21 protein-coding genes and 4 pseudogenes are annotated in these 23293 nt (G+C 48.9%); 6 read left to right on the top strand and 19 right to left on the bottom strand.

Features of this window, described 5'->3' with window-relative positions; all coding sequences use genetic code 11:
- Positions 1 to 9 precede the first annotated feature (9 nt).
- Positions 10 to 828 carry a lipoprotein NlpA gene (gene nlpA, locus C0K55_RS17425; protein WP_000779416.1) on the top strand — a complete coding sequence of 273 codons (819 nt, stop codon included), beginning with the start codon at positions 10 to 12 and terminating at the stop codon, positions 826 to 828.
- 3 nt (positions 829 to 831) lie between these two features.
- Here the strand turns inward: nlpA and C0K55_RS17420 are convergent.
- A pseudogene (locus tag C0K55_RS17420) lies at positions 832 to 1756 on the bottom strand (carboxylate/amino acid/amine transporter).
- Between the two features lie 201 nt (positions 1757 to 1957).
- On the opposite strand from C0K55_RS17420, the gene fliB reads away from it, so the two are divergent.
- Positions 1958 to 3172, top strand: coding sequence for a flagellin lysine-N-methylase (gene fliB / locus C0K55_RS17410; RefSeq protein ID WP_105266300.1), 1215 nt, complete (start codon positions 1958 to 1960; stop codon positions 3170 to 3172).
- 528 nt (positions 3173 to 3700) lie between these two features.
- Here the strand turns inward: fliB and C0K55_RS17400 are convergent.
- The 17 genes and pseudogenes from C0K55_RS17400 to C0K55_RS17310 form a co-directional block, all read right to left on the bottom strand.
- Positions 3701 to 3802 (bottom strand): annotated as a pseudogene (locus tag C0K55_RS17400) (DUF4942 domain-containing protein); the annotation flags it as partial.
- 307 nt (positions 3803 to 4109) lie between these two features.
- On the bottom strand, positions 4110 to 7223 hold the full coding sequence (locus C0K55_RS26660; RefSeq protein ID WP_236942247.1) for an autotransporter outer membrane beta-barrel domain-containing protein: 3114 nt from the start codon (positions 7221 to 7223) through the stop codon (positions 4110 to 4112).
- An 849-nt stretch (positions 7224 to 8072) separates the two neighbouring features.
- Positions 8073 to 8270, bottom strand: a complete 198-nt coding sequence (locus C0K55_RS17390) for a DUF957 domain-containing protein (protein ID WP_105266309.1) — start codon at positions 8268 to 8270, stop codon at positions 8073 to 8075.
- Between the two features lie 62 nt (positions 8271 to 8332).
- Positions 8333 to 8495: pseudogene (locus C0K55_RS17385) on the bottom strand (DUF5983 family protein); the annotation flags it as partial.
- On the bottom strand, positions 8492 to 8869 hold the full coding sequence (locus C0K55_RS17380; protein ID WP_000854681.1) for a TA system toxin CbtA family protein: 378 nt from the start codon (positions 8867 to 8869) through the stop codon (positions 8492 to 8494). The gene C0K55_RS17380 and the pseudogene C0K55_RS17385, both read right to left, overlap by 4 nt.
- Before the next feature lie 89 nt (positions 8870 to 8958).
- On the bottom strand, positions 8959 to 9324 hold the full coding sequence (locus C0K55_RS17375; RefSeq protein WP_105266310.1) for a type IV toxin-antitoxin system YeeU family antitoxin: 366 nt from the start codon (positions 9322 to 9324) through the stop codon (positions 8959 to 8961).
- A 73-nt stretch (positions 9325 to 9397) separates the two neighbouring features.
- The gene (locus C0K55_RS17370; RefSeq protein WP_105266301.1) at positions 9398 to 9619 is read right to left on the bottom strand and encodes a DUF987 domain-containing protein; all 222 of its coding nucleotides are present in this window, start codon (positions 9617 to 9619) and stop codon (positions 9398 to 9400) included.
- Between the two features lie 68 nt (positions 9620 to 9687).
- Positions 9688 to 10164: a JAB domain-containing protein gene (locus C0K55_RS17365; protein WP_001186773.1), complete on the bottom strand. Its 477-nt coding sequence runs from the start codon at positions 10162 to 10164 to the stop codon at positions 9688 to 9690.
- A gap of 15 nt (positions 10165 to 10179) precedes the next feature.
- On the bottom strand, positions 10180 to 10665 hold the full coding sequence (locus tag C0K55_RS17360; protein ID WP_105266302.1) for an antirestriction protein: 486 nt from the start codon (positions 10663 to 10665) through the stop codon (positions 10180 to 10182).
- Positions 10666 to 10754: 89 nt separating this feature from the next.
- The gene (locus C0K55_RS17355; protein WP_105266303.1) at positions 10755 to 11573 is read right to left on the bottom strand and encodes a DUF932 domain-containing protein; all 819 of its coding nucleotides are present in this window, start codon (positions 11571 to 11573) and stop codon (positions 10755 to 10757) included.
- Between the two features lie 89 nt (positions 11574 to 11662).
- On the bottom strand, positions 11663 to 11896 hold the full coding sequence (locus tag C0K55_RS17350; protein ID WP_001117568.1) for a DUF905 family protein: 234 nt from the start codon (positions 11894 to 11896) through the stop codon (positions 11663 to 11665).
- A 70-nt stretch (positions 11897 to 11966) separates the two neighbouring features.
- Complete coding sequence (locus C0K55_RS17345) at positions 11967 to 14813, bottom strand: Ag43/Cah family autotransporter adhesin (protein ID WP_105283206.1); 2847 nt, start codon at positions 14811 to 14813, stop codon at positions 11967 to 11969.
- A 371-nt stretch (positions 14814 to 15184) separates the two neighbouring features.
- Positions 15185 to 16057 carry a GTPase family protein gene (locus C0K55_RS17340; RefSeq protein ID WP_105283205.1) on the bottom strand — a complete coding sequence of 291 codons (873 nt, stop codon included), beginning with the start codon at positions 16055 to 16057 and terminating at the stop codon, positions 15185 to 15187.
- Positions 16058 to 16166: 109 nt separating this feature from the next.
- The gene (locus C0K55_RS17335) at positions 16167 to 17186 is read right to left on the bottom strand and encodes a transcriptional regulator (protein WP_105267082.1); all 1020 of its coding nucleotides are present in this window, start codon (positions 17184 to 17186) and stop codon (positions 16167 to 16169) included.
- A 1196-nt stretch (positions 17187 to 18382) separates the two neighbouring features.
- Positions 18383 to 18509, bottom strand: a pseudogene (locus C0K55_RS17325) (IS1 family transposase); the annotation flags it as partial.
- A gap of 171 nt (positions 18510 to 18680) precedes the next feature.
- Positions 18681 to 19253, bottom strand: a complete 573-nt coding sequence (locus tag C0K55_RS17315; protein WP_021564615.1) for a hypothetical protein — start codon at positions 19251 to 19253, stop codon at positions 18681 to 18683.
- A gap of 85 nt (positions 19254 to 19338) precedes the next feature.
- The gene (locus tag C0K55_RS17310; protein ID WP_183084060.1) at positions 19339 to 19545 is read right to left on the bottom strand and encodes a helix-turn-helix transcriptional regulator; all 207 of its coding nucleotides are present in this window, start codon (positions 19543 to 19545) and stop codon (positions 19339 to 19341) included.
- A 698-nt stretch (positions 19546 to 20243) separates the two neighbouring features.
- Here C0K55_RS17310 and hha point away from each other — a divergent pair.
- The 4 genes from hha (at position 20244) to C0K55_RS17290 (ending at position 22601) form a co-directional block, all read left to right on the top strand.
- Positions 20244 to 20456 (top strand): hemolysin expression modulator Hha, encoded by a 213-nt coding sequence (hha, locus tag C0K55_RS17305; RefSeq protein ID WP_032176813.1) that lies wholly within the window; start codon positions 20244 to 20246, stop codon positions 20454 to 20456.
- A 615-nt stretch (positions 20457 to 21071) separates the two neighbouring features.
- Positions 21072 to 21641, top strand: a complete 570-nt coding sequence (locus C0K55_RS17300; protein WP_123058168.1) for an inovirus Gp2 family protein — start codon at positions 21072 to 21074, stop codon at positions 21639 to 21641.
- Between the two features lie 166 nt (positions 21642 to 21807).
- A complete protein-coding gene (locus C0K55_RS17295) occupies positions 21808 to 22191 on the top strand; it encodes a putative zinc ribbon protein (protein WP_042093266.1) in 384 nt (127 codons plus the stop codon).
- On the top strand, positions 22188 to 22601 hold the full coding sequence (locus tag C0K55_RS17290; protein WP_097411230.1) for a putative zinc ribbon protein: 414 nt from the start codon (positions 22188 to 22190) through the stop codon (positions 22599 to 22601). Before C0K55_RS17295 ends, C0K55_RS17290 begins: the two co-directional genes overlap by 4 nt.
- Positions 22602 to 23200: 599 nt before the next feature.
- On the opposite strand, the gene C0K55_RS17285 is transcribed toward C0K55_RS17290, so the two are convergent.
- On the bottom strand, positions 23201 to 23293 hold a 93-nt coding region (locus C0K55_RS17285; protein WP_236942607.1), incomplete at its 5' end, for a FaeA/PapI family transcriptional regulator.

Raw genomic sequence — 23293 nt, 5'->3', positions numbered from 1 at the left:
GGATAAAAAATGAAACTGACAACACATCATCTACGGACAGGGGCTGCATTATTACTGGCGGGGATCTTGCTGGCAGGCTGCGACCAGCAAAGCAGCGATACAAAACACATTAAAGTTGGCGTAATTAACGGTGCTGAACAGGATGTGGCGGAAGTCGCTAAAAAAGTGGCCAAAGAGAAGTATGGCCTTGAGGTTGAACTGGTAGGATTTAGTGGCTCATTGCTGCCTAATGATGCAACAAATCATGGTGAACTGGATGCCAACGTTTTCCAGCATCGCCCTTTCCTTGAACAGGATAATCAGGCTCATGGTTACAAGCTGGTGGCGGTGGGAAATACCTTTGTCTTCCCGATGGCTGGTTATTCGAAAAAAATCAAAACGGTCGATCAGCTAGAAGATGGGGCGACAGTAGCAATTCCGAATGATCCGACCAATCTGGGGCGTGCGCTGTTACTGCTGCAAAAAGAGAAACTGATCACCCTGCAAGAGGGAAAAGGTTTACTGCCAACGGCGCTGGATATTACCGGGAACCCGCGCCATTTGCAGATAATGGAGCTGGAAGGGGCACAATTACCGCGAGTGCTGGATGATCCGAAAGTGGATGTGGCAATTATCAGCACGACTTATATTCAGCAAACCGGGCTTTCCCCGGTGCATGACAGCGTTTTTATTGAAGATAAAAATTCGCCGTATGTGAATATTCTGGTGGCGCGGGCAGATAATAAGGATGCAGAAAATGTGAAGGAATTTTTGCAATCTTATCAATCACCGGAAGTGGCTAAAGCGGCAGAAACTATCTTTAACGGTGGCGCGGTGCCGGGCTGGTAATCATCAACCGTACCGCGCTGGATAGTTAAATTTTTCTGGCGCGGCGGCGGGAATCTACAGAAATTAATATTACTGATGAAAGAATCAATAGTGTCCCTAACCAGTCTGGTAATGTGAAGGTGATCCCCAGTAACAGCAAAGAAAGCAGCGCGCTACTTAACGGTTCTGCGCAACTCAAAATGCTGGCTTTCGGCCCGCCAATTAACTGTGCGCCCTTCAAATACAGACTAAAGGTCAGTGAAGTTCCAATTACCACCAGATAGAAAAACGCCAGGATCAGGCTGCCATTAACCACGAAATTTGTTCCTTGCCCGGCATAAAAAGGTAGCAGGATCAGACCACCAATGAGCATACTCCAGCCAACGACGGGCAGCGTGCCGTAACGGGCAATGAGCGTTGAGGGGTATGTTGTATAGAATGCGGCAGCGAAGGCTGAAGCTATCCCCCAGAACAGCGCGGCGGGAGAGATCGATAACGATGTCGGATTACCGTGGGTGACCAACAAAAAGGTGCCCACGAGAGAGGTCAAAATCGCGGTAAATACCAGAATGCCGGGGCGTGATTTACGTACTAGTGAGAACCAGGCCACGATAATCGTTGGTGATAAAAATTGCAGCACCGTTGCTGTAGCGGCATTGGATTTTTCGATGGTCAGTAAGAAAGTAAGCTGGACGGTCAGCGCGCCAACGATGGAAAAAATCAGCAGGCTGATGGCATCTTTATGATTTCTAATGATTGAGAAGACTTTATCGCCGTGGACAAATGAGAGTGTCAGCAGAATAAACCCGGCAAATATCAGTCGCGTCATGGTAAGAAACTGCGATGACATCTGGCTTTGCTCCATGATGTATTGTGCGCAGACCCCTGAACTCCCCCACAAAACGGCGGCAATTAGAACGTTCAGCATTCCCTTTCTGGTGGAACTCATATTTTCCTCTGCATACTGTTTTGTCGTTTATGTTGCAGGCATGATAGCAAAAATGGCGAGGATGGTTCTTCAGGTAAACCAGTCATTTGATGGGGCGACATTTATGAAACGGGTGAAATACTTGTTAAACCGTCAGATTATGACGTTATCATTTTGTTCTGACAGCGTGCTATTGTTCGCTTTTTAAACGCGAAGAATGTTATGCAAATCCATAAAGTAATAACCCCCGAGTTTGTGAAGAAGTTTTCCTGCGTCGGTCCCAACTGCCTGATTTCCTGCTGTCAGGGATGGAATATACACATCGACAAGAAAACCCATCATACTTACCTCAACGAACAACACCCGAAAATTGCCCAGTTGGCGAAAGAGAATCTATTACGGGTGCGAAATGGTAAAAGCCGCTATTCGATAATCAAACTGGACGCGCAGGGGCAGTGTCCGTTTCTCGATGAAAATAAACTCTGCCTGGTTCATCGCGATCTGGGAGAAGACGCGCTTTCAGAAACCTGTTCTACTTATCCACGTAACAAAAGGCACTACGCGGATACAACTCGCCATTCGATGGTGCTCTCATGTCCAGAAGTAGCCCGACTGGTATTGTTTGATGCCGACAGCATGTTAGTGCACGAACAGGATGAGCTGTTGGCGAAGGCGAAAACCCCCTTCACTGCCAGGCAGCCGGTTAATCAGATCCACCAGATTGTGCATCTCTTTGCCTGGCACCTCCTGCAGTCGCCATCGTTGAACGTTGAAGAGAATCTGATGGCGCTGGCACAGTTTATGGTTTACCTACAGCGTATTGAGTTCGATCTGCACCGCTATTTTGTGCAGGCTGAACAGTACCATCAGGAGTTATTAAGCGAGCTGGCGGCAGGTATTAGCCTGATGAGTCAATCAACGCCTACGGAGTCGGTGGGATTGAAGGTGCGTGCGCTGACGGTATTGGGTTCGCTTGTCGCGAATAAGAGCAGCAGGGATCGTATTATTGCTGATGCGCATCGAAAGATGGCAGTGTATTTAGACGTAGCAAACAGCCCGGATAAGCAGGTTCTGGCTGACAAGTTTGCAGTTCTGGACAAGCAGTGGCAGCAGCTTTGCCAGGAATCTATCCTCAGCGCTCCGCATGTATTGCGCAATTTACTGACCTACAAAATTTACCACAGCCATTTTCCTGAGGCTGATTTCTCAACGGTTATGCGCCAGGTTTACCGTTTGATCCTCGACTATTTCTACACAAAGCATTTGCTGAGTGTGATATCGCTGGAAGTCACTCCAGATGAGGCAACGGTGCTGAAGATTGTGGCGAGCCTTGCTGAGAAAACCTTGCATTCGCCAATTATCAATCAGCGGATGGATAAAGCGATCGACATGATCAATACCGGGGACGATCTCTCCTGCTTGCTGTTGATTTGTTGAAAAACAGGCGCAGTAGTAAGCCAGAAATCCCAGGGAATGCCAGCTTCAGCTCCCGTTGTTTCATTAGCGCAGGTAAAGCCAGGTCGATATGAAGCAGCATCGGGGAACAGGATTTCCCGGTGATTGCGGCCAGATCAGTCAGGTAAGATACCCCCAATGACCCCCCAAAAATAACGTGCCGCAGGTTGAAGTCGGTTGACCTCAGGATACAAATAAAGCCAGGTATATAAGGAAATAGAAGAGGTTTTGTGAATGTCGGGAGAGTTCAGAAGAGGCAAATTGGCGGAAGATCACAGGAGTCGTATTTGATGGTTAACTGTATTGTTATAAATGGATTTTATCTTACTGATTTTTCTAGATGCCCCCTGTTATGCCCCCAAATGATTTTGCTTGTGGAGCAGGAGGGATTCTGTGCCACTTTGAGATTCCTGTCACTATAGTAAAGCAGCAATATTCCGTCTACTGAACTTGTAAGTTAGCCTTACAGGTTGTGAGGGGCCTGCTGCAATGATTATGTCAGAAATTAAGCTATCTTGTAGGCAGCATTTCTGGATAGTGTTTTGCAATAATATCATTCAGTCCGTCAACCAGCTTTGGTTTCCTGAGCGTGATGTGCGCACGACCTTTCTTATGCTATTACGTATAACCAGAACGTTGCTGATACAGATAGAACCGATGATTTCTGCATGCTAGGTTAACACCACTGGATGGTGAAGGGGACGTATATCTTTCCATATGTTGCAGTGGGAAGCATTCAGCCAAACGAATAACGTTTTTTCCGTGGACGTCATTATTGCGGTTTCAGCTCAGGAATGATTTCATCTGTCGTAATGCTGATAAATGTAGTAGGTATGTTAAAAGCATACATAACAGGTTATGTCTCAGATAAGGTGCAGCCATCCGTGGCCTGCTCCTGTCTGTCAGATATTCACCGTACTCAGAAAGTGTACTTCACACCCAGCATGGCTGAGGTGTCGCTGTACCCCTTGTCACCAGCCTGAACACCCACATTACCCCACAGATTCAGACGGTCATTTATCTGCCCTTCAACACCGGCTTTCACTTCCCCGATATTGCGGGCACCGTCCTGATGTACCGTCACGCCGTTCATGCGGGTACCAAATTCACGGGTGTTGTGCAGCCAGTTCACCTCCACGAACGGACGGAACTCACGGGATTTACCGTCGTCCATTCTGTTGTGTCCCTTAATCCAGGTTTTTACACCCAGACGGGTACGGACGTTACCGTCACCGGTGTTCTCAACACGGGTACCGTTGCTTTCACGGTGTTCATCCGCTTTTACACCCATCCAGACAACCTGTGCCTGAGGCTGAACATACCATTCATTCAGGCTGCCATGGCTGCCGCTGAACTCACCTGCTTTCCAGGTATAACCAGTTTCCAGCGAAGCAGTCAGGCCTTTTGATTTCCAGGACTCGCCCGGCAGTCCATCACCTTTCACATGGTTGTCAAACCAGCCGTACTGTGCCCACGTATCAAGATAAGCCCCGTTATGTGTTTCATCGTTGGCAAACCAGGTGGCATACAGACCTGTGCTGTATCCGTTCACACTGCCTTTTGAGCGGTATCCGGTGCGCACAGAGTCCGTGTTGTTATGCTCGTTACCGTAACCGGCCATAACACCAAGGTGCCAGCGGTCAGTTTCTCCCCAGCCCCACTGTGCAATGTCTCCCCCCAGTTGAACAACATAACGGTTACCCTGTGTTTTCAGCTGGCCTGTACCATCACGCCAGCGGTTATGCCCCCCTTCGTGGCGCATCCACATGCTGGTATTTTTCGTCTCACCGGTCATGATATCGGTGTACTGCATCGGCCCTAGACGTTCATGAAGACGGGTCACGAACATGGTGTTTACTGCAGCCATATTGGCCGTATAGGAACCGGCTTCCGGACGAAGATCATTATCATAACCACCCGGTGCAGGTTCAGGTTTAGAGTCCGGGTCAGGCGTCGGTGTTGGTTCCGGCGTATTTTTACCGCTGGTCAGATACCAGTTACCACTGTTGCTTCCCTGACCACGCCCCAGCGTGTAGTCATAAGCACCGGCAGCTATACGGTTGCTCTGGATAAACTCTCCGTTTGATTGACCATCAACATGGATAATCTCAATACCATTAAGTGTCTGTGCACCAACGCCTCCGATATCTTTTACAGTGACAAAGGTTTTACCATCTGTATTCCCTTTAACAATTAATTTATCTACTGATGAGTCATCATCGCCGAGAATGCCTGAAAAATAGATGTGACCATTCTTACTGGTATAATCACCATTTATTGTTAGCGTGTTTTGGGCGTTTTGCCCCAGATATACAGAACCATTGTTGCTAAGTTGAGCAATATCTGAGTTACCTGCCATCTTCCAGATACTGTTCTCGTCTAAATTAACAGTACCACCATTTGATGCGCTTCCCGTCCAGCGTGAATTCTCTAAAGAAAGGTTGGCAGAGCTCTTTTCATCTGCTCTGATATCGCCATTAAATGAAACATTCTTGGTTGTAACGGAAATATTTCCACCGGAGCCAGTATTATTACTGGCTGACAAAATGAAAGTACCGCTGTTGATGATTTGACTGCCGTCTAATGTGGCAACAATAGTACCCCCGGATGCACTAAAGTTGGCTCCTTTTTCACTAATTATTACCCCATCTTTCTGGCTGAATTCAGCTTTACCATTGTCGGTCGCAACTACTGAATCTGCACCGTTGCCCGATGTGTGTACAGATATGTTTTCACCCTGAATAACTGTATTACTATCACTTGCCCACAACCCATGAGAGTAATCACCACTTGTTGTAATCGAGCTTCCGGTACCAAGCGTGATTTTTCCACCATCATTTGCTACCACACCATATGACCTGCTTCCACCAGTGGTAATCTGAGCTGTACTGGCATTTACAGTAGCATTATTTTGTGCATTTATACCGTATGCATAATTACCAATGGTGTTAATGGCAACCTTTTCAACGTCAATATGGGCGGTTTTTCCATGCCCCCATATGGCAATTGAATCGTCACCCGATGTATAGATCGTTGATGATCCTGTTAGAACTGCATGTGATTCAGGGGATGAATCAGAAGGAGAGATGGCTGCAACGTATATCCCTTTCGCAGCATAGCCAGTGGTTTGGATTGAAACATTATCACCAGTTAATGTTCCACCGTTATTTCCGGTGATTTGGATTGCGTCAGCTTGCTCTCCCTTAGTTTCAATGGAAGCGCCTGTTCCAAGATTTATATGTCCATTATTCAAAGAAGATACTGCATGGGCCAGGTTGCCGGAAGTAACAATCTGAAGCCCTTTTGAGGCAGTGATTGTAGAATTCACTCCATCTGAACGTAATCCATAGGCATTTTTACCAGATGTAGTGATTTTTGTATCCATTAGCTCAACTGAAGCACCAGATGATGTAAATACGCCAAAAGCCCCTGAACCTTCAGTTTTAATTTGGGTGTTATTTACAGAAACAGAGCCTTTGTTTTCGGCTGAGATACCGCGAGCTCCCCACAGAAACGCATTGCTGTTCTCTCCTTGAGTTGTAATGATTGAATTATTAATTGAGAACTGACTGTTTTCACCAGAAATCACAACGCCTCTGGCATTATCACCAGAGGTTATAATATTGCCCCCTTCGATTAAGCCGTTTGAGTTTTCAATATTGATACCAGTAGCATTTTTACCGCTTGTTGCAATAGATGCACCATTAGTAATGGTCAGGGATGAGTTATTTGAAACGGAGATGGCAAACGCATTTTTTCCAGCTGTAGATAGTTTAACATTCCCTTCAGTAGTTAATTTTCCTGAGTTTTGAACGGATACGGCATATCCATTTTTGCCAATTTTTACACCTGTATCAATATCTATATCAGATGTCTCGATTTGTTCTTTTCCATTAAGGTCGATTTTCTCAGAAGAGGTCGAGGCATAAGCATTTGATAATAAAGCGCCAATTATGGTTGATAAAAGCGTTAAACGGGAGGGGGAACTTCCGAAGTGTTTCTTGTTTTTCTTTTTGTAAACAGAAGGCAACATAGATAACCTCAGTAATTATAACTGGCTGGATGTGTAAGTATAAAAATAGTTTACTACGTTAGTAGATGTTTATAAGCGTTGTTATATACTGGACAGTATTAAACGCTGGGATAATACAGTGTTTTGTTAAAAAATACAAATTTCAGTAAATGTAATAATGTTTGGGTGAGTATTTTTAGAAATGGCGTATTGATATTCAGTATGCGTCATGTGTTGTGAATAGTTATTCGCTGCGCAAAACTGGTTTGCGAGCTATTTATTTCTGGCTGTGTTATTTTTTTGTTGCTCGTGTTGATGCTTGGTTTTGCTTTTGTTAATAATGCGTCCGCGAAGACATTCTTCGCATACTGGTGCTTGTTTTGTCTTTCGGTATCTCCATGTTTTCTTATTCAGGTGTTAAAGATACTAATGTTTTAACTTTTAATATAAATAGTGAAAAGGTTGTGGGGGCTTATAGGTTTGAGATGTTTGTTTTATGTGGTCATTTTAATTGTTTTTGTTTGTTTTGAAATGCCTGATCAGGATGAACCGGTCATTCCGAATGATATGGCGGGTAATAACTGCGGCAGTATCCTGGTTTCATGCTCTGTTTAATAGTGCTTTTATTTATAATTTTTTGTTAGCGCTAAGGTTTTAGTTAGTTGTCAGTCGTTTTTTCCTGTAATACGGGGATTTATTCGGTCTCAATATGTCTGATACTGGTAGAGCAAATAACATCAATATACCCGGAATCCACTTTCGGGCAGGATACATTTATATCTGGAATAATGGTTTTCCTTTTTGTTTATAAACGAAAACGCCAGCCGTGTTCAGGCTGGCGTCAGGGGAATGAAGTGCGGTGAGTGAGATTCACCGGTTCTGGTGCAGAAGTTGCATATGGCGCAGGGTACGGACATCCTGTCGCGCCTGTTTAATACAGGGTAACAGTGTAACTGAATCCGTTTTATTCTCGTCGTTGTCGAAAATAATTCCGGACCCGCAGTCGATATTGTCCTGCAGCCACGCAATGAGGATATCCAGCGCTGTTTCAGTGGTTAATGGCATCACGCTCTGTATCACTGTATTGTCTTCCGGCAACTGATGAGAGCTGGCAGAAGTCGCCGGTGTTTCGGTAGCGTCACGTTCATCCACCACGCGGAGTGAATAACCGTTTTCAGCGACTTTGTTAATCAGTTCAGCGAGATTAACACCATCGACGTCAACGACAATGCGCCCCATGTTCAGTGCCTGCACGTTAATGCTGTCGGCTTCCAGCGTCAGGGTCAGTTTCATCGTTTCGCCTCCGGATGCTTACCCAGGGTGATATTGTTCACCGTTCTGTAGTTGTGGCTGGTCATCAGGCCTGTTGCCCGGCGAGCCCGGAGAATATCAATGCTGTTGATTAACTGCGACGAGGCTCCTGCGCTGAATCCCGGCTGGTCGGTACGTACCAGCGCGTATTTTTCAACGAGAAAGTTCACCGCATCACACAGTGAAATGCCCGCTTCAATATGCTGCTCAATCACACGTTCATCTGCGAACGGTGTGTCATTCAGCGCGAGGCCGTAGTGCTGGTCCAGCAGTCGGGTGAGCAGTGTCTGCCAGATGGTGACGGGAGACGGGCAGTGCGATGCCTCCCGTATGTGTGTGTCGGGTAATGTTTTCATACTGAAGATTTTCCTGATATGCAGAGATGAAAAATGGGAAAGTGGCGTGATGAAAGCACCTGGCCGGAGCAGAGGGTTATCTTGGTGGTTTACGTTTTCGTTTCGGGCGTCGGATAAACAGCCAGATAAACGTAACCACAGGAGCCGAAGGTGTCGGCTTCGCAGGTCAGTCCTTTCGCATACAGCGTGACGGTATGCTGATAGCGGGGGCTGAGTTCACCACTGGTGAGCATGAGCTCCGGTTGTTTCATCAGCAGCGGAAAGGCCTGGTCCAGGTGGTACGAATCCGCGTCGCTGAACCGGCCTCTGATACCGGCGCGGTCTGCAAGGTAATGCAACCGGTTACCCTCCTGCACCAGACGTGCCCCGAAACAGGGCATCACGGTGCAGGGTAGCCCCCACCAGGGGCGGTTGTTGTTGTCGGGATGCGTTGTCCCGGGCAGTGTGTCTGACACGATAAAGTCCTCACAGAAATCAGTTAAGAATGGTCCGGTGGCAGCGAAAATTCGGCTCATCATTTCTCCTGACTCAGTTCAGAGTGACGCTCATCAGCCGGACATACAGGCCAAAACTGTCCTTACGGCGTTCGGCAAACACAGCCAGCACGCCGGGAATATCCTGCACTTCACGACCGGTATGCGCTTCAGCGCTGCCGTGCCAGCGGTACTTACCGGTACAGAACGGAAAAAGACGGGATGCAGGATGCTGTTGGTGAATACGCATGGCTTCACCACGGGTGATAATTTTCATGATGGGATACCTCTGAAGACAGAAGGTAAAAGTGAAAACAAGTGTGATGTAGTTGTGACGGTGACGGGTTAAAGCAGACCGTGTTCGGCAAAGGAGAAAACCTGGTTGCCACCGACTATCAGATGGTCCGGCACCCGGATATCCACCAGGCCCAGTGCCTGTACCAGACGTTCCGTGATAAGGCGGTCTGCCTTACTGGGTGTGACTTCACCGGACGGGTGATTGTGCGCCAGCACCACGGCAGCGGCATTGTGATACAGGGCGCGTTTAATCACTTCCCGGGGATGGACTTCCGTGCGGTTGATGGTGCCGGTGAAGAGGGTTTCACCGGCAATCAGCTGATTCTGGTTGTTCAGATACAGCACCCGGAATTCTTCACGCTCCAGTCCCGCCATGTTCAGAATCAGCCATTCCCGTGCCGCACGGGTGGAGGTGAAGGCCACGCCGGGTTCATGAAGATGGCGGTCCAGGGTTTTCAGGGCCCGCTGAATGAGGCTGCGCTCGCCGGGCGTCATCTCTCCGGGCAGAAAGGAAAGCTGCTGCATTGTCCCTGCCTCCATTCAGTCAATGATGCGCATAATGGCGCTGCATTCCGGATGCTGCAGGGCGTAATCCCGCAACCGATAATAATGGACCGTCATGGCATAATTCTCTGTACGACAGGCGTGATGACTGTACGCCATCAGACAGGCGGCAATGCCGGCAGCCTCCGGGCTCATTTCAGCGCGGTTACCGTTCATGGCATTGAACAGTATCCAGGTTTCTCCATCATCTTCATCCGGTTCAGGTGCTATAAATGCGCCACCGTTGTTCAGGGTGTACAGATTCCAAATACCACCCCAGTAGTCTTCACACAGACGGTCCATCCAGCCGAAGACACGGGGCTCCAGGGTTACCCACTGTGGAATGAGGCCAAAGTGCTGCGGCCAGAAGCTGATGCGCTGTTCATCAGGGACGGGAGTGGCAACCAGCTGAGGATGGTTATTCCCTGATGCAGTGGTTACGGAAACAGAAGGTGTGGTGGAGCTATGCGAAAAGGTTGTCATGATATTATTCCTTATAAAAAGCAAATGAATGAAGAAGCCCCGGGGCAGGAACAGATGTGAATCAGGACTGCACTTTCAGTGAAACGGCATCAGCGCAGGCTCTCCAGCAGCCTTTCCGCCATCACCCACAATGCGCGATTGAGCTTAATGTCCGTGTCGATGCTGTGAATGGCACGGGTGTGGATACGTTTTCCTCTGGCACTGCGACCGGAAATTCCGCCTTTCAGCATATTCTCCTGGATGGTCTGATATGCGCTCCACAGGTCCTTACCGTAATCCTCCCTGCGTCGTGGTGTCAGAATGTCAGCAGTGGTGACGGGCTGATGTTCGTCACCATAACGGTAAGTCAGTGCCGCCTGTGCCAGCGCCTGGCGTGACGGTGGCGGCAGGACCAGCGACTGCATGGAGTCACGCTTTTCTTCAATCCGGTCAAAAACGCCCACCACCTCGTAAGCACCTTCAATCACACTGTCCACCACGTTTCCCCGGTGTGGCACCCGGACTTCTCCCAGCGACTGACCGCAGACCAGGCCATTGGTGCAGATGGCACGAAAATATCCGGGTAACATCTGGTAGCTGGATGAACCGTCATGGGAGTTGAGCAGAATAATTTCAGGCACATGCTGGCCGGTTATCTGTCCGCTCCGCCGCAGACGCAGCATGTGTTTGGTATATTCCCGACGGCTCTGGTCGCGCACACGGGTCTGGCAGGCGAAGAACGGCTGAAAGCCTTCCCGCTGCAGATTTTCCAGGACGGTGATGGTGGGAATGTACGCATACCGTTCACTGCGGGAGGTGTGCCGGTCTTCTCCAAAAATACTCGGGACGTGGTACATCAGTTCTTCGCGTGTCAGTGGGCGCTCCCGACGGATCTGATTTACATGACCAAAACGACTGGCTAATTGCATACTTTGCTCCTTATGAATGAGTTAGCGGTATAAATGAAAAGGCCGCGTCTCCCGGAGAAGACGCGGCCTGATGGATGAAATGAAGACGTTTATTGTCTGAGAATTCCCTCACTGGCGAGATACGGGTTTAGCTGTTTTCCGGCATCAGGTTCAAAATTCCAGCAGCGCCAGCGTAGCTGGCCTTCAGCGTTGCGGATCACCAGCCGGAAATGCGTTCCCTGGTCATCTTCAATAAGCACATTAAGGTAAGCCGTTGTGACGGCAAGAGCCTGGTTGCGTGAGAAAGGGCCTTCGGGCAATAAACGTGATGTACAACCCGGCATATCTGTTGCTCCCTGTAAGTAAAAGGCCCCGGTCATGATGACCGGGGCCTGAAGGGGAGTGACCTGATTATCAGAAAGTCACATTCAGTGTGGCCTGACCGTTATAACCTTCAGCACTGCTGCCGCTGACGCTGTGGGCATAACCGGCCTGAACGCCCAGGGTGATATTTTCCCGGACACGGGCTTCCAGTCCGGCCTGCAGGTCCAGTGATGTGCCATTCTGTGAGGGTGAGAACGTCATGTTACTGCCGGCTGCGGCTGTACCCATGCTCATGTCCCCCCGGGAGCTGAAAGTGCGGATAACAGAAGGCTGTACCCACCAGTTCACCGGCAGTTCACTCACACGGTGTTTTGCACTGTCGCGCAGAGTGTCACGGGATGAGGTGCCTTCGCCAAAGGTCATATCGTTGTGGCTGCCCAGACGGAAGCCGGCACGCACATGTTGTGCACTGCCATGCCCGAACTTCACATAACCGGCGTTATCCTGGCCGTCATCCAGGGAGAGCCCCTGCCAGGTGTACTGCAGTTGTGGCTCCAGCATCAGGTTGTCAGTGATACTGAAGGGCAGACCGGTTTCCAGTGAGCCCAGCCAGCCCCAGCCCCGGGCGCGGAAGTCGTTATTATCCGATGACGCTTTCATGCTGTGGCGGGTTCCCTGTGCCACAATGTCAGCCCACAGGCCGGAGGACGTGTGTGTCAGATTCAGGTATCCGCCCAGGCTGCCGGCATCATCCCGGACCGTGCCGGCGCGGGAACCGTCATCATCCTTAACATCAACGGAAGAATGGCCTGCAGCACCATACACCCCTGTCGTCAGAGACATACCGGCAACCTCTGTTCTGAGCAGGTCACCCTCCAGACGGATGAAGCCATAGCTGCCGCTGCTTTCCGGCGTGGCCCCACGGGCAATACCGCCGTTGTTATCGTGACCGAGATGACCGCCCTGAATGCTGAGACGGACGCTGTTATTTTCACCGCTTACACCGGTCTGATGGCTGCGGGAGCCTGCCAGAATCCGGTCATAGTCCATTGCCTGTGTCAGCATGGAGGCATACAGGGGGACTTCAGCACGATAAGCATTTTCACTGCGCAGGTACCAGTCTTCATCGCTGTCACGGTTCAGGGTGTAGTTAAAGGCGCCGGCCTGAAGCGGGCGACTCAGGGCAAACGCACCTTCTTCTGTGGTGGCACCATTCTGTGCATCCACAACCCGGATACCCTGTCCGGAGGTTGCCACCCCGAGGTTACTGTTTCCGACATTTGTAAACGCCAGCCAGGTTTTGCCGGTTGCCTGACCACCATTAATCACCAGCTGGTCAGAGGCATTGCTGCCATCAAGGCGAACACGCATATTGATGGTGCCACCCTGACCGGTGAGGTTATTGGTGGTCAGTTTATGGAACGTTACCGGGGAGTCGCCTTTTGCAACAGCACGGCTCAGTACGGCATCCTGTGTCGTCTGATTATCAAAGTGAATCTCTCCTGCGTTAACAATATCGCCGGTACTGACCACATCACCATTCAGTACCATACTGGCGCCTTTACTGAGCTGTGTTCTTCCACTCAGACTTCCCCCGGCAGCCAGCGTCAGTGTTCCACGATGTCCGACAGTGGTGTTGCCAGCCTGTCCCCCGGCATTAACCGTAAAGCTGCCGCCATTTTCCAGCAGCAGGCCGCTGGCCTGACCGGATATGCCATCAATACTGAACTTACCGCTGGCATTGGTCCCCTCAACAGTGGCACCACTGTCTGCAATCAGGGCACCACCGGATGTCATGGTGACATCTGTTGCCTTACCACCGGCAGATACTGCCAGGATACCGCCGTCATCCACCAATGTTTTCTGCGCTGAATGGCCCTCCAGTACATCCAGGCGACCGCCGGACTCCAGAACAACGCCGTCAGCCTTACCGTTTTCCACCGTGAAATTCCCCAGACGGTTGCTGCCAAGAACCGTTGCTGCAGTACTGGTGACCAGTGCGCCGCCCTGCTTCAGGGTGACATTCGTGGCTGTACCACCGGCGTTCACCTGCAGTTTGCCTTTCTGGTTAACGGTGGTGAAATCCGCCAGACCACCTTCCTTGATAATCTGCCAGCCGTCACTGTTTACAACAGTGCCAGACGCCGTACCGCCGTTGTGCACATACTGGTACCCCCCATTCAGCGTGGTATCCAGTGCGTGACCATGTACAGTCTGGTCGCCGCCGGCATAAACCACCGTGGTATTTGCCGTTCCTTCAGCAGCCACAATCTGACGACCATTTTTATTGATGGTGGTGCGTACGGCATCTCCGTAGACGGTCTGCCCGGTATCACCATTTTCCGCATCCGGTCCCCCTTCCGCGCCGGTATTCACAACCGTGTCGGTTGCCACTGCGCCGGATTTGACGGCCTGCCAGCCCTTCTCATTAATGACGGTACCCGTTGCAATCCCGCCTTCATGTACCCACTGCTCACCGCCGTTCAGAGTGGTATTCATTGCCTGCCCCTGAAGGCTCTGTCCGCCTCCGGCACTGATAACCGTGTCTGAAACGCTTCCTCCGGCATTCACTCTCTGAAGACCACCACCGGTGACAGTAGTGTTGTTGGCGATACCGCCATTTTGTATCCATTGCCCGCCGGTATTGGCCTCGTTATCCGGCCCATACTCCAGACCGGTACTGATGGTCATTCCGTTGGCTGTACCGAAGACAATCTGGTTGTCATGATTTTCCAGTGCTCCGCCGTTCACGGTTTCTCCCGCCTGTACAACCGTGTCAGCAGCCAGTGCCGGGACTGACGTGACAGCAGCAAGAGACAGAGCAACCGCCACACCGGCGCGTTTTCCCCGTGAGCGGACCAGTTCGGAAGCCACCACCGGGGTGCCCGTAATGTGATTCCATACCAGCCTGTAGCTGGTGTTCAGATGTCGTTTCATCAGCTTTTCCTTACAGAGGGTGAATAAAAAAAGCCGGTACCCACAAATGTGGATACCGGCAGGTACAAAACAGCATGGTCAGATAAAGTGGTTTTTCCCGGGCATAAATGCTTCCCCTCTCTCATCCGCCAGAGAAGTATCAGTCCGTTGTGTGCAATTCCGTTCTGCATGATGAAGAGATTCAGCTGCCTTTTCGCAGACCATTAACCACTATAAACGATCGATAGTAACGATCGATACCTGTTTTATCGATCGTTTTATTCTATTAACAGCAGGGAGGTCACGCAAGAGAAAGAGGTGGGTATGAGGGGGGGGGTCATGTTTTCAGTTGGTTAACGCAATGTAATCAGGCATTTCCCCTGGCAGAGTGTTCAGAAGAAAATCCAGTTCCATACAGCGCGGGCAACAGAGACCACCGTGTCACGGACAGCGCGCAGAACCGTACGGGCAACAGAGGCAATACAGACGCTCTCCGCCGTGTCAAATATCCGGTCCACCGCACCGGTGAACTGTTCACGGGCCTGCCCCCGGACAGATTCCGTGCGCAGCTCGTCCTGCAGGCGGGTCATCAGGGGACTGGCGGCATGGTCGGGAAGCGCTGCCATGAGCGCACTGACCAGCGTATCCAGTTCCCAGCCGGTGTGGGCCGATACGGCAACAACCGGATGAACGGGCCGGAACAGCCGGAATACCGCCTCCTTTTTTTCGCGAATATTCTGTGCCTGTGCGGGAGAAGGCTGAATACCGGCCATATCCCATTCATGGCAGGGCTCCGTTTTGTCGGCCTGCGTCACCACAAACAGCACCTGCTGATGTCCCCGGTGCAGGATGTGTCGCCAGAAATACTCATCCACAGACAGGGCACGGTCATCGGCTTTAATCAGCCACAGCACCAGGTCCAGTTCAGGCAGAATGTCACGGTACAGGGCTTCATACTCTGCATCCCTGTCCCGGCTCTCGCCCACCCCGGGCAGGTCAGTGATAACCATGCTGTGACCGTGACCACTCAGACGGAAGCGCCGCACTTCCCGGGTGCCGGCGTGAACATCACTGACCGGGGTGACCTCCCCCTGAAACAGTGCATTACAGAGTGAGGATTTACCGGCCCCGCTTTTACCCATAATGCCAATCACGGGTTCGTGACTGGTGAGTTTGCGCAGATGTTCCAGGATGTGGCGGGAAAGCGAGTAAGGCAGGGAGGAGAGCGGTTTTTCAATTGCCTCAATGGCATCAGACGGATTCATATATGTATTCCCGGTGAAAAAAGACAAAACTCCGCGCACCGGAAAGGTGGCGGGGGATTCACGGAGATAATATCTGTCTGAGATTATTTAGAATGTAACAGGTAATGAATTACTTCCTTCGCTTGTGTTCAATATATTTTTCTGTAATCAGCATTTCAAAAAACTCTCCTGTTCTCAGACCGTAAACAGTTCTGAGTTCATCAAGCATTTCTTTCGCATTGCTTCTTATATGTATATTAATGGCCTTTTTACCATCACTCCGATATTTGTCCTTTTGTTTTTTCTGATGCCAGGCATGATTTATTCGTGTTCTGAACAGTTCAATGGTATCAGGTGCCTCTTTCCATAAAGCAAAGGCGACGAGAGAGGCAAGATAATATTCTTTCGTTGAAGATGGTATGAACCACCGGGTCACTGGGTTATGTACCGGATGTGTTTCATCCTGTTTTTGTTTCAGTCTTGTCCAGAACCACTGACACATTTCATCATCGTCAGGAAGGAGCCACTTAAACTTTTGACATGCGCTTTTATTTTTAAGCCACGTCTGCCTGAGTTCCTCGAGGTATATGCTTTTTGCATTTTTATTAACTAAAGAATGGCAGGAATCAAAATATGAAATGATTACTTTTATTCGTTCGTTATGGGATGATGGATTATCCGGAAGGTTACTTTTTTTGTAAGTATTTAACGTTTCATCGGTAACTGTTCGTCTTTTTCTGACTTCAATTCCGTTTTTTATCCCTGATGAATTATGGTTTATTTCCGGGAAATTTGTATGGTCTTCCTTCGACAGATAAATAGTAGTCCAGGTAAAGAAAGTCGCAAGTTCGTCAGTTTTCAACCAGAGAAAACTCTCTTCAGGCAGTATTGCCTGCCCTGCAATAATTTCAAGTTCATTAATTTCTTTGCTGAGAGCTTCTTCTGCAGTCGAACCAAAAACACCAAAAGAATTGTTTGAAGCTTTATAATACTTTTCTTTTAAAAACAAATTAACATTTCTGATACAGTTTTGTGGGTTGTCAGGCGCAAACTGAGGGAATTCATTGGGGTATTTGTGATTCAGATATTCAGCATAAAACCGACATTTACGGGGATCTTTGCATTTGATAAGCATCTGTTCGTTATTCATTATCTCACTCCATGGCGCCTCTCTTATAACAAAATCGTCTCAATTGTATTTAGTCACTAAGTGATTATCAAATGTTTTTGTTAGTGTTTATTTGTGTTTTTAAATGTTTATGTGATGTTATCAGTGTTTTTATATAAAGATACATTGATGTTTTTATGATGGTAAAAACCATTTTTTCTTTTATATTCATCGGGTTATTATTGTTTATTCTGCGTTTTTGGGATGACAGAAAAGAATGGGCTGTGTTGATCACATGCGCCGTATGCGCTGTCCGGGTGTCAGTGCACCTCAATATTCAGTGTTTTCCTGTTGATTGGTGTTGTTAATCTTATGTTTTGGTTTTGTTTTATTGTGTGGTTGTGAATGTTGTGTTTGTTTTGATTGTCGGGAAAGAAAAAAGAAGGCTATGATGCACTAATCAGGAAATATTTTCGACGCCGGTTGAGTTAAAAGAACAGATAGAGTGGACAGGTGTTGTGTTAATAGTTTACGGCTGACAGCATTCTTATTTTAATAACAGGTGTTATTATTTATAGATTTATACAGACGATACTCCCGCTAAATAGTCAGGTGATGATGGTCGTCGAGTGGTTTTATAAGCTACGTATAGCTCTGTAAGACTTATTAATTCAACGCTGACTACCGTTTATTGATATACTTGTATTCGGGAAATGTCATAAAAAATGTCACGTTGTTTGCAGAATCTTTTGTTTTTTAGTTTCTGATACGCAATGACTAAGCAGGAGGACTCACTTTGTTTGTATGTTGACCGTGATCGCCAGTGGAGATGAACAATTGACTCTTACATTGAGAAATATACTCTTTTGTATTTTATCGTTTATCCGCATGAAGTAAATAATCTTCAGCAATGTTATTTATGTAAATGTTATCATCTTACCCTGAATGTTCATTTTATCAGTATGATATTCCATTGTTTACTGATGAAATTTACCGGTAAATGACCTTGTTAAGATTGCCAGAACGACAGTTTTCGCTGATTCTGTGCAATGGAAGAGATGTTATATCATCTGTTTAAGCAATAAGTTTAATACAAATTTCAGAAGATGTGTTGGTGAGTTGATGACTAATTTTCAGAGGGGGATGGAAAAGTGTATGGAATCCCATAAAGAAAAAATCGTTATTGTCCAGTTGACGTACATTTCTGGGTGATGACTCCAGTCAGCGGAACATGTGTTTTCGATGAATGACCCAATAACTTTCTCGTGAATTTCCACGTAGCATGAAAAGCAAATCGTTTTCCGGTCCAGCCGTTTGATGTGGGAACGGGGGCAGATGGTGGTGCTCAATGCGCCGGGTAAATATCAATACGATTTGAGGAACCATTTGCTGGTTAATCTCTTTCCGATAGCATTGGATGCAGCAATCACTACATCCAACGTGAATAACCATGAATTGCACAGAAACAATATACCTGCGACCCTCTCCGGAAATTCCGGTATCACTGACTACGTACCGCCCGGGAGTGATTATGAATCAACAGGCGTATAACAGGTACTCGTCAATCATCAGTTCAAGCTCGCGCTTTTCCCGTTTGCGCGCCACAGCCCAGCTTTCAAGTTCTGCGTGTGATTTATGCTTTAACTCTTCAGTCCAGGGCTGCATGGAGTGGGCGCACATCAGATCATACCAGCACAGCCATATCAGGGTGTGGTAGAGATCGCGATCGTCAAAACGCCGGAGCAGACTGTTCAGCCTGTTTGCCAGTCGGCTTTCTCCCAGACGATGTAGTTCACTGAGTAAAACACCACCCAGGTTAAAATGTGTAAGTAGCATGATTTCATGAGTCTGAATGCTGGTCATTAACCCTTCCTGAATGGCAGGAATGAACGGTGGCGTTCCCGGGTTGACTACCTGATAGAGTCCCTGTGGTGCCACCGAGATGATGGTGCCTTTTTCCGGCAGAAAAAAGTGGGCCAGGGTCAGGCGATGATAACCATGAAGATGCGGAGAGCCCATTCCATGAGCGACAATAAACCGGGTTACACTTGCCATCCATTTCTGATGCTGGGTGAGCAGCAGATCACACCGGTTTTCAAGTTTTTGCATAATATTCTCTCCTTTAGCACGCAGCAAAATGCCTCCGGAGGCCGGATAGTGTATTCGCTGCGGTTGAACGGGTAATGGTCAGGAATTACGGACGGGATTGTGCAATACGCGCCTGCAACCAGGCTTCCACTTCACTTTTCAGCCATCGGGAGCTGCGGCCGAGTTTGATGGGGGCCGGAAAGGCACCATCCTTGATGAGCCTGTAAAACCACTTATCGGTTAAGCCGGTCAGTTGAGTGATAAACGCCATGTCGACCATCTGGTCATCCATCAGCGAAACTGGGGTATTCATGAAAATGTTCCTCCGGATGTTGTTAATCTCAACCGGCGTTGGTGATGAAAAACGCACCACCTTCACCGGCATAACAACCGGGGAGAAACGTAAAAAATGAGCAGGGGAATATTCCTGCCGGGAGATAAACAGGGAGCATGATGCTGGGATACCCGGTGGCTACCGCGAAACGATGTTTCTCGCGCGTACGCACGACAGAGAAGGGATGATTTTCGGGAGGATTAGGGGAAGAACCGTCGTTCTGATAATTGCAGAGTTATTTACGGGGCGGTTACGGTGGGGCAGCTCGTGCCTTGTGGGCAGGGACAGGTATCACCGATGGGATAAGACTGTCTGATTGGTATTATAAATATATAAGAGAGATCAAACACATGAGATCATATATGTGAAATAAACACTGTGAGTGCGATCAGTGGGCATGAGAACGCAGTAGCAGCAGATTGTGTTGTATCCACAGTGCTATCTCTGATAGCAGGCGTATAACCTGCGTATATAAAACGTACCAGCAACGCACGTGAACAGAGTGTATTAAGCATCCCTCTGAGCGGTAAACGTATCCGACCTGGTGAGTGACAGTCTGAGAGACCGGTTAAGTGGTGGCACGGGAGTAATGAGTTTGGGGAGGGTATCAGAATGCCAGGCTGGTGCGGTATGCTGACAGTATCACGTTAATTGCAGCATAAAGTGATGAGAGGCTAATGGAAGTTAAAACCAAAGAAGACTGGCTGTATCAGTTCCGTCGTTGTTCATCCCGGGAGACGCTGGAAAAAGTGATTTCCCACACACGTTATAAACTTACCCCTGTGGAGCTGGAAGCCTTCAACTCTGCGGTCGATCACCGGCTGGCAGAACTAACCATGAACAAACTTTACGATCGCGTTCCGGCTTCTGTCTGGAAATATGTCACCTGAACGTTTGGTAATCACAGCGGAGTTGCACCAGGTGTTATCTGCTCTGTGCGATTCTTTTTGTCGCAAAGCTGTTGTCGGGAACCAGGATAATACCGGGAACGTTAAGCGGTATAGCGACAACAAAGAATTCGAAATCAAAAGGGAATGGTGCCTGAGGCGTGGGCAGTAATGGGCTGATTTTCAGGCATTACCGGCCTGTATCTGCTGAGGTTTTCTCGTATTTACCGGGGGGCCGGTGCGTTACTGTCTGGCACAACAAACGCAGCGGGTCGCTCTGCTCCGCCGATTCCTGATAATCCCTCCCCAGTAACCTACTGCAACAGTACAAATACACTGACGCCTGAAACGGTAACCAGAATCAGCACCAGCAGTAACGTCAGTAGACAGAACAGACGATCGGTCTTCCGGTAATAACCGGAAGGATCGACAGCTCCACAATCCGTAACCAGTTTTTTACATTAAAAAAACAACGCCGGTAATTCAATCGTCAGTCCGGAGACTACCGTTCGGGTTATCACAGAGTGCATGAGACATTGCCTGCTGGAGATAACTTCAGGGGCTCTTCGCATTTTTTACAGCGTGGTTATTCCGTATGAACCATACGGAGATTTAATCATGACCTACAAATACAACCCCTTCTGGCAACAACGTATCCGTGAGACGGTGCTGCGCGCACTGGATGTTCATCCCCGCCTGACGGCACTTCGGGTTGACCTGCGTCTCCCGGATGTACCGGCAGCAACGGACGCAGCTGTGATATCCCGCTTCATCAATGCCCTGAAAGCACGAATCGACGCTTACCAGAAGCGTAAGCGCCGTGAAGGTAAACGCGTACATCCCACGATCCTGCATTACGCCTGGGCCCGGGAATTCGGGGAGCTTAAAGGCAAAAAACACTATCACCTCCTGCTGCTGGTCAACCGGGATACCTGGTGTCGTGCCGGCGATTACCGCGCTCCGGGATCACTGGCCGGGATGATTAAACAGGCCTGGTGCAGTGCCCTGGGGGTGGATGCCGGAGATCATACCACGCTGGCGCATTTTCCTGACACGCCGGCGGTGTGGCTGGCGCGTAATGATGACACCGGCTTTCAGCAGGTGCTGGAACGTGCTGACTATCTGGCGAAGGAGAGTACCAAAGCTTACGGCACCGGTGAGCGCAACTTTGGCTGCAGTCGTGGCTGAGCCCGACAGACGACTTATCTGACCTTAGTGTGATGACGCGTTCACAGCGACCACACTGATTTTCCCTTCTGAGACTGAACTGAAAACCGCTATTCACACCTGACCACGCTGCCCGTACCGGGACGGCTGTTGCCTGCGTGTCGTCTGGCGGCTGAGGAATATGACTATGTACGCAAAATCCTTTCTCGCACTTGATGGCAACGGGCGTCTGACTGGTGCCCGTACCGCACAGACTGCACCTTACGATCGCTACACTTGCCACCTTTGCGGCAGTGCACTCAGATACCACCCGCAATACGACACTGAGCGTCCCTGGTTTGAACACACTGACGACGGGCTGACGGCTCACGGTCAGCAGTGTCCTTATGTCAGACCGGAGCGCAGGGAGATACAACTGATTAAGCGTCTGCAGCAATTCGTACCAGATGCCTTACCCGTGGTGCGTAAAGCCAGCTGGCACTGCAGACAATGCCGCCACGATTATTATGGGGAGCAGTACTGCACACACTGTCATACAGGGCGTTTCAGTGAGGAGGCAGTGGCAGGATGAACGGTCTAAAAACGGGGCTGGGGATCACGCCGGGTGAGCACATTATCAGTGCTGATTCTGCGCTCAGCAGAAATATCAGGCATTGTTTCTGCCTTTCCTGTCGTGGCCGGTTGATTTTGCAGACAGATGCTCAGGGGGCGTGGTTTGAGCACGATTTACATGCCCTGACTGCGCAACAGAAGGCGGCCTGTGTGGTGCTGAATCCGGAAAAGTCCCACCCTTACATTGAGGATATGGCGATGTTTTTATCGCCATTACCGACCGTGCTGGAGTGGCATTGTGTGATGTGCGAGAGGTTTTTTCATGGGAAGAAGTTCTGTGAGGCCTGTGGTACGGGGATTTATTGCAGAGCGGTATGTACAAAGTCTGTTTACAGGTACCAGCCAGATTTGCTCCGGGACCTGGAGTGAGGAGGACGCAACATAATGACTTTATCATGACAGGAACGCTTATGCCGGAGCCTTACGGTCCGGCGTTTTGTTCCGCAAACGGTGGATCACTGGCTGCATCTGCTGGCGATCTGTTTTACGCACCACTCAGACAAGAGAGACATTGACGAACTTCATCACCTGCGGACAAATGTTTTGGGTATTTAACGAAGTTGCGCGGAATAACCATAGCCACTGGTTATGGCAACAATTTTTCGTCGATGACTGGATGAATCATCTGTGCTTCTGTTGATTTTTATGGACTGATGGCGTTTTGTCAGCTGAATATTTATACGGGATTCTCTTCAGTACGATTACACGAATTGACTATCTTTTTTTCGGTGGTTGTTTATCAGGACATCACAGCTAATGAGGCCGAAGAGGTCAGCTGTCAGAAAAATGCGGCGTTGTCATGGGATACTGCATCAGTAATCTGTATCTGAGAGTGGTATAAAAATCTTGATTAGACAACATTTCAGTTAACGCCGTAAAGTAACAATATAAGTTCTTGATTGTTAAATCATGGTTATATTTCAGTAGAGGAGTGAGTGAAGTTCATGCAGAAAAAATGCATGTTTTTATTAATACTTTTCCGTTTCCCTTGCTACCTCCCATAAAGTACGGGCACCACGACGAAGAGGCGTACGCCTTATTTTTCCTTCTTTTTCAAGACA

The organism is Escherichia sp. MOD1-EC6098, from assembly GCF_002965865.1.
Taxonomy (GTDB): domain Bacteria; phylum Pseudomonadota; class Gammaproteobacteria; order Enterobacterales; family Enterobacteriaceae; genus Escherichia; species Escherichia marmotae.
This window is presented reverse-complemented; position numbering and strand designations above follow the sequence as displayed.

Excerpts from the sequence above, each read along its gene's own strand:
- C0K55_RS17310 (WP_183084060.1), bottom strand. The coding sequence starts at position 19,545 with ATGAATACCCCAGTTTCGCTGATGGATGACCAGATGGTCGACATGGCG.
- C0K55_RS17350 (WP_001117568.1), bottom strand. The coding sequence starts at position 11,896 with ATGCCGGGTTGTACATCACGTTTATTGCCCGAAGGCCCTTTCTCACGC.
- hha (WP_032176813.1), top strand. The coding sequence starts at position 20,244 with ATGGAAGTTAAAACCAAAGAAGACTGGCTGTATCAGTTCCGTCGTTGT.
- C0K55_RS17360 (WP_105266302.1), bottom strand. The coding sequence starts at position 10,665 with ATGACAACCTTTTCGCATAGCTCCACCACACCTTCTGTTTCCGTAACC.
- C0K55_RS17335 (WP_105267082.1), bottom strand. The coding sequence starts at position 17,186 with ATGAATAACGAACAGATGCTTATCAAATGCAAAGATCCCCGTAAATGT.
- fliB (WP_105266300.1), top strand. The coding sequence starts at position 1,958 with ATGCAAATCCATAAAGTAATAACCCCCGAGTTTGTGAAGAAGTTTTCC.
- C0K55_RS17300 (WP_123058168.1), top strand. The coding sequence starts at position 21,072 with ATGACCTACAAATACAACCCCTTCTGGCAACAACGTATCCGTGAGACG.
- C0K55_RS17340 (WP_105283205.1), bottom strand. The coding sequence starts at position 16,057 with ATGAATCCGTCTGATGCCATTGAGGCAATTGAAAAACCGCTCTCCTCC.
- C0K55_RS17295 (WP_042093266.1), top strand. The coding sequence starts at position 21,808 with ATGTACGCAAAATCCTTTCTCGCACTTGATGGCAACGGGCGTCTGACT.
- C0K55_RS17355 (WP_105266303.1), bottom strand. The coding sequence starts at position 11,573 with ATGCAATTAGCCAGTCGTTTTGGTCATGTAAATCAGATCCGTCGGGAG.
- C0K55_RS17345 (WP_105283206.1), bottom strand. The coding sequence starts at position 14,813 with ATGAAACGACATCTGAACACCAGCTACAGGCTGGTATGGAATCACATT.
- C0K55_RS17315 (WP_021564615.1), bottom strand. The coding sequence starts at position 19,253 with ATGCAAAAACTTGAAAACCGGTGTGATCTGCTGCTCACCCAGCATCAG.
- C0K55_RS26660 (WP_236942247.1), bottom strand. The coding sequence starts at position 7,223 with ATGTTGCCTTCTGTTTACAAAAAGAAAAACAAGAAACACTTCGGAAGT.
- C0K55_RS17370 (WP_105266301.1), bottom strand. The coding sequence starts at position 9,619 with ATGAAAATTATCACCCGTGGTGAAGCCATGCGTATTCACCAACAGCAT.
- C0K55_RS17380 (WP_000854681.1), bottom strand. The coding sequence starts at position 8,869 with ATGAAAACATTACCCGACACACACATACGGGAGGCATCGCACTGCCCG.
- C0K55_RS17365 (WP_001186773.1), bottom strand. The coding sequence starts at position 10,164 with ATGCAGCAGCTTTCCTTTCTGCCCGGAGAGATGACGCCCGGCGAGCGC.
- C0K55_RS17290 (WP_097411230.1), top strand. The coding sequence starts at position 22,188 with ATGAACGGTCTAAAAACGGGGCTGGGGATCACGCCGGGTGAGCACATT.
- nlpA (WP_000779416.1), top strand. The coding sequence starts at position 10 with ATGAAACTGACAACACATCATCTACGGACAGGGGCTGCATTATTACTG.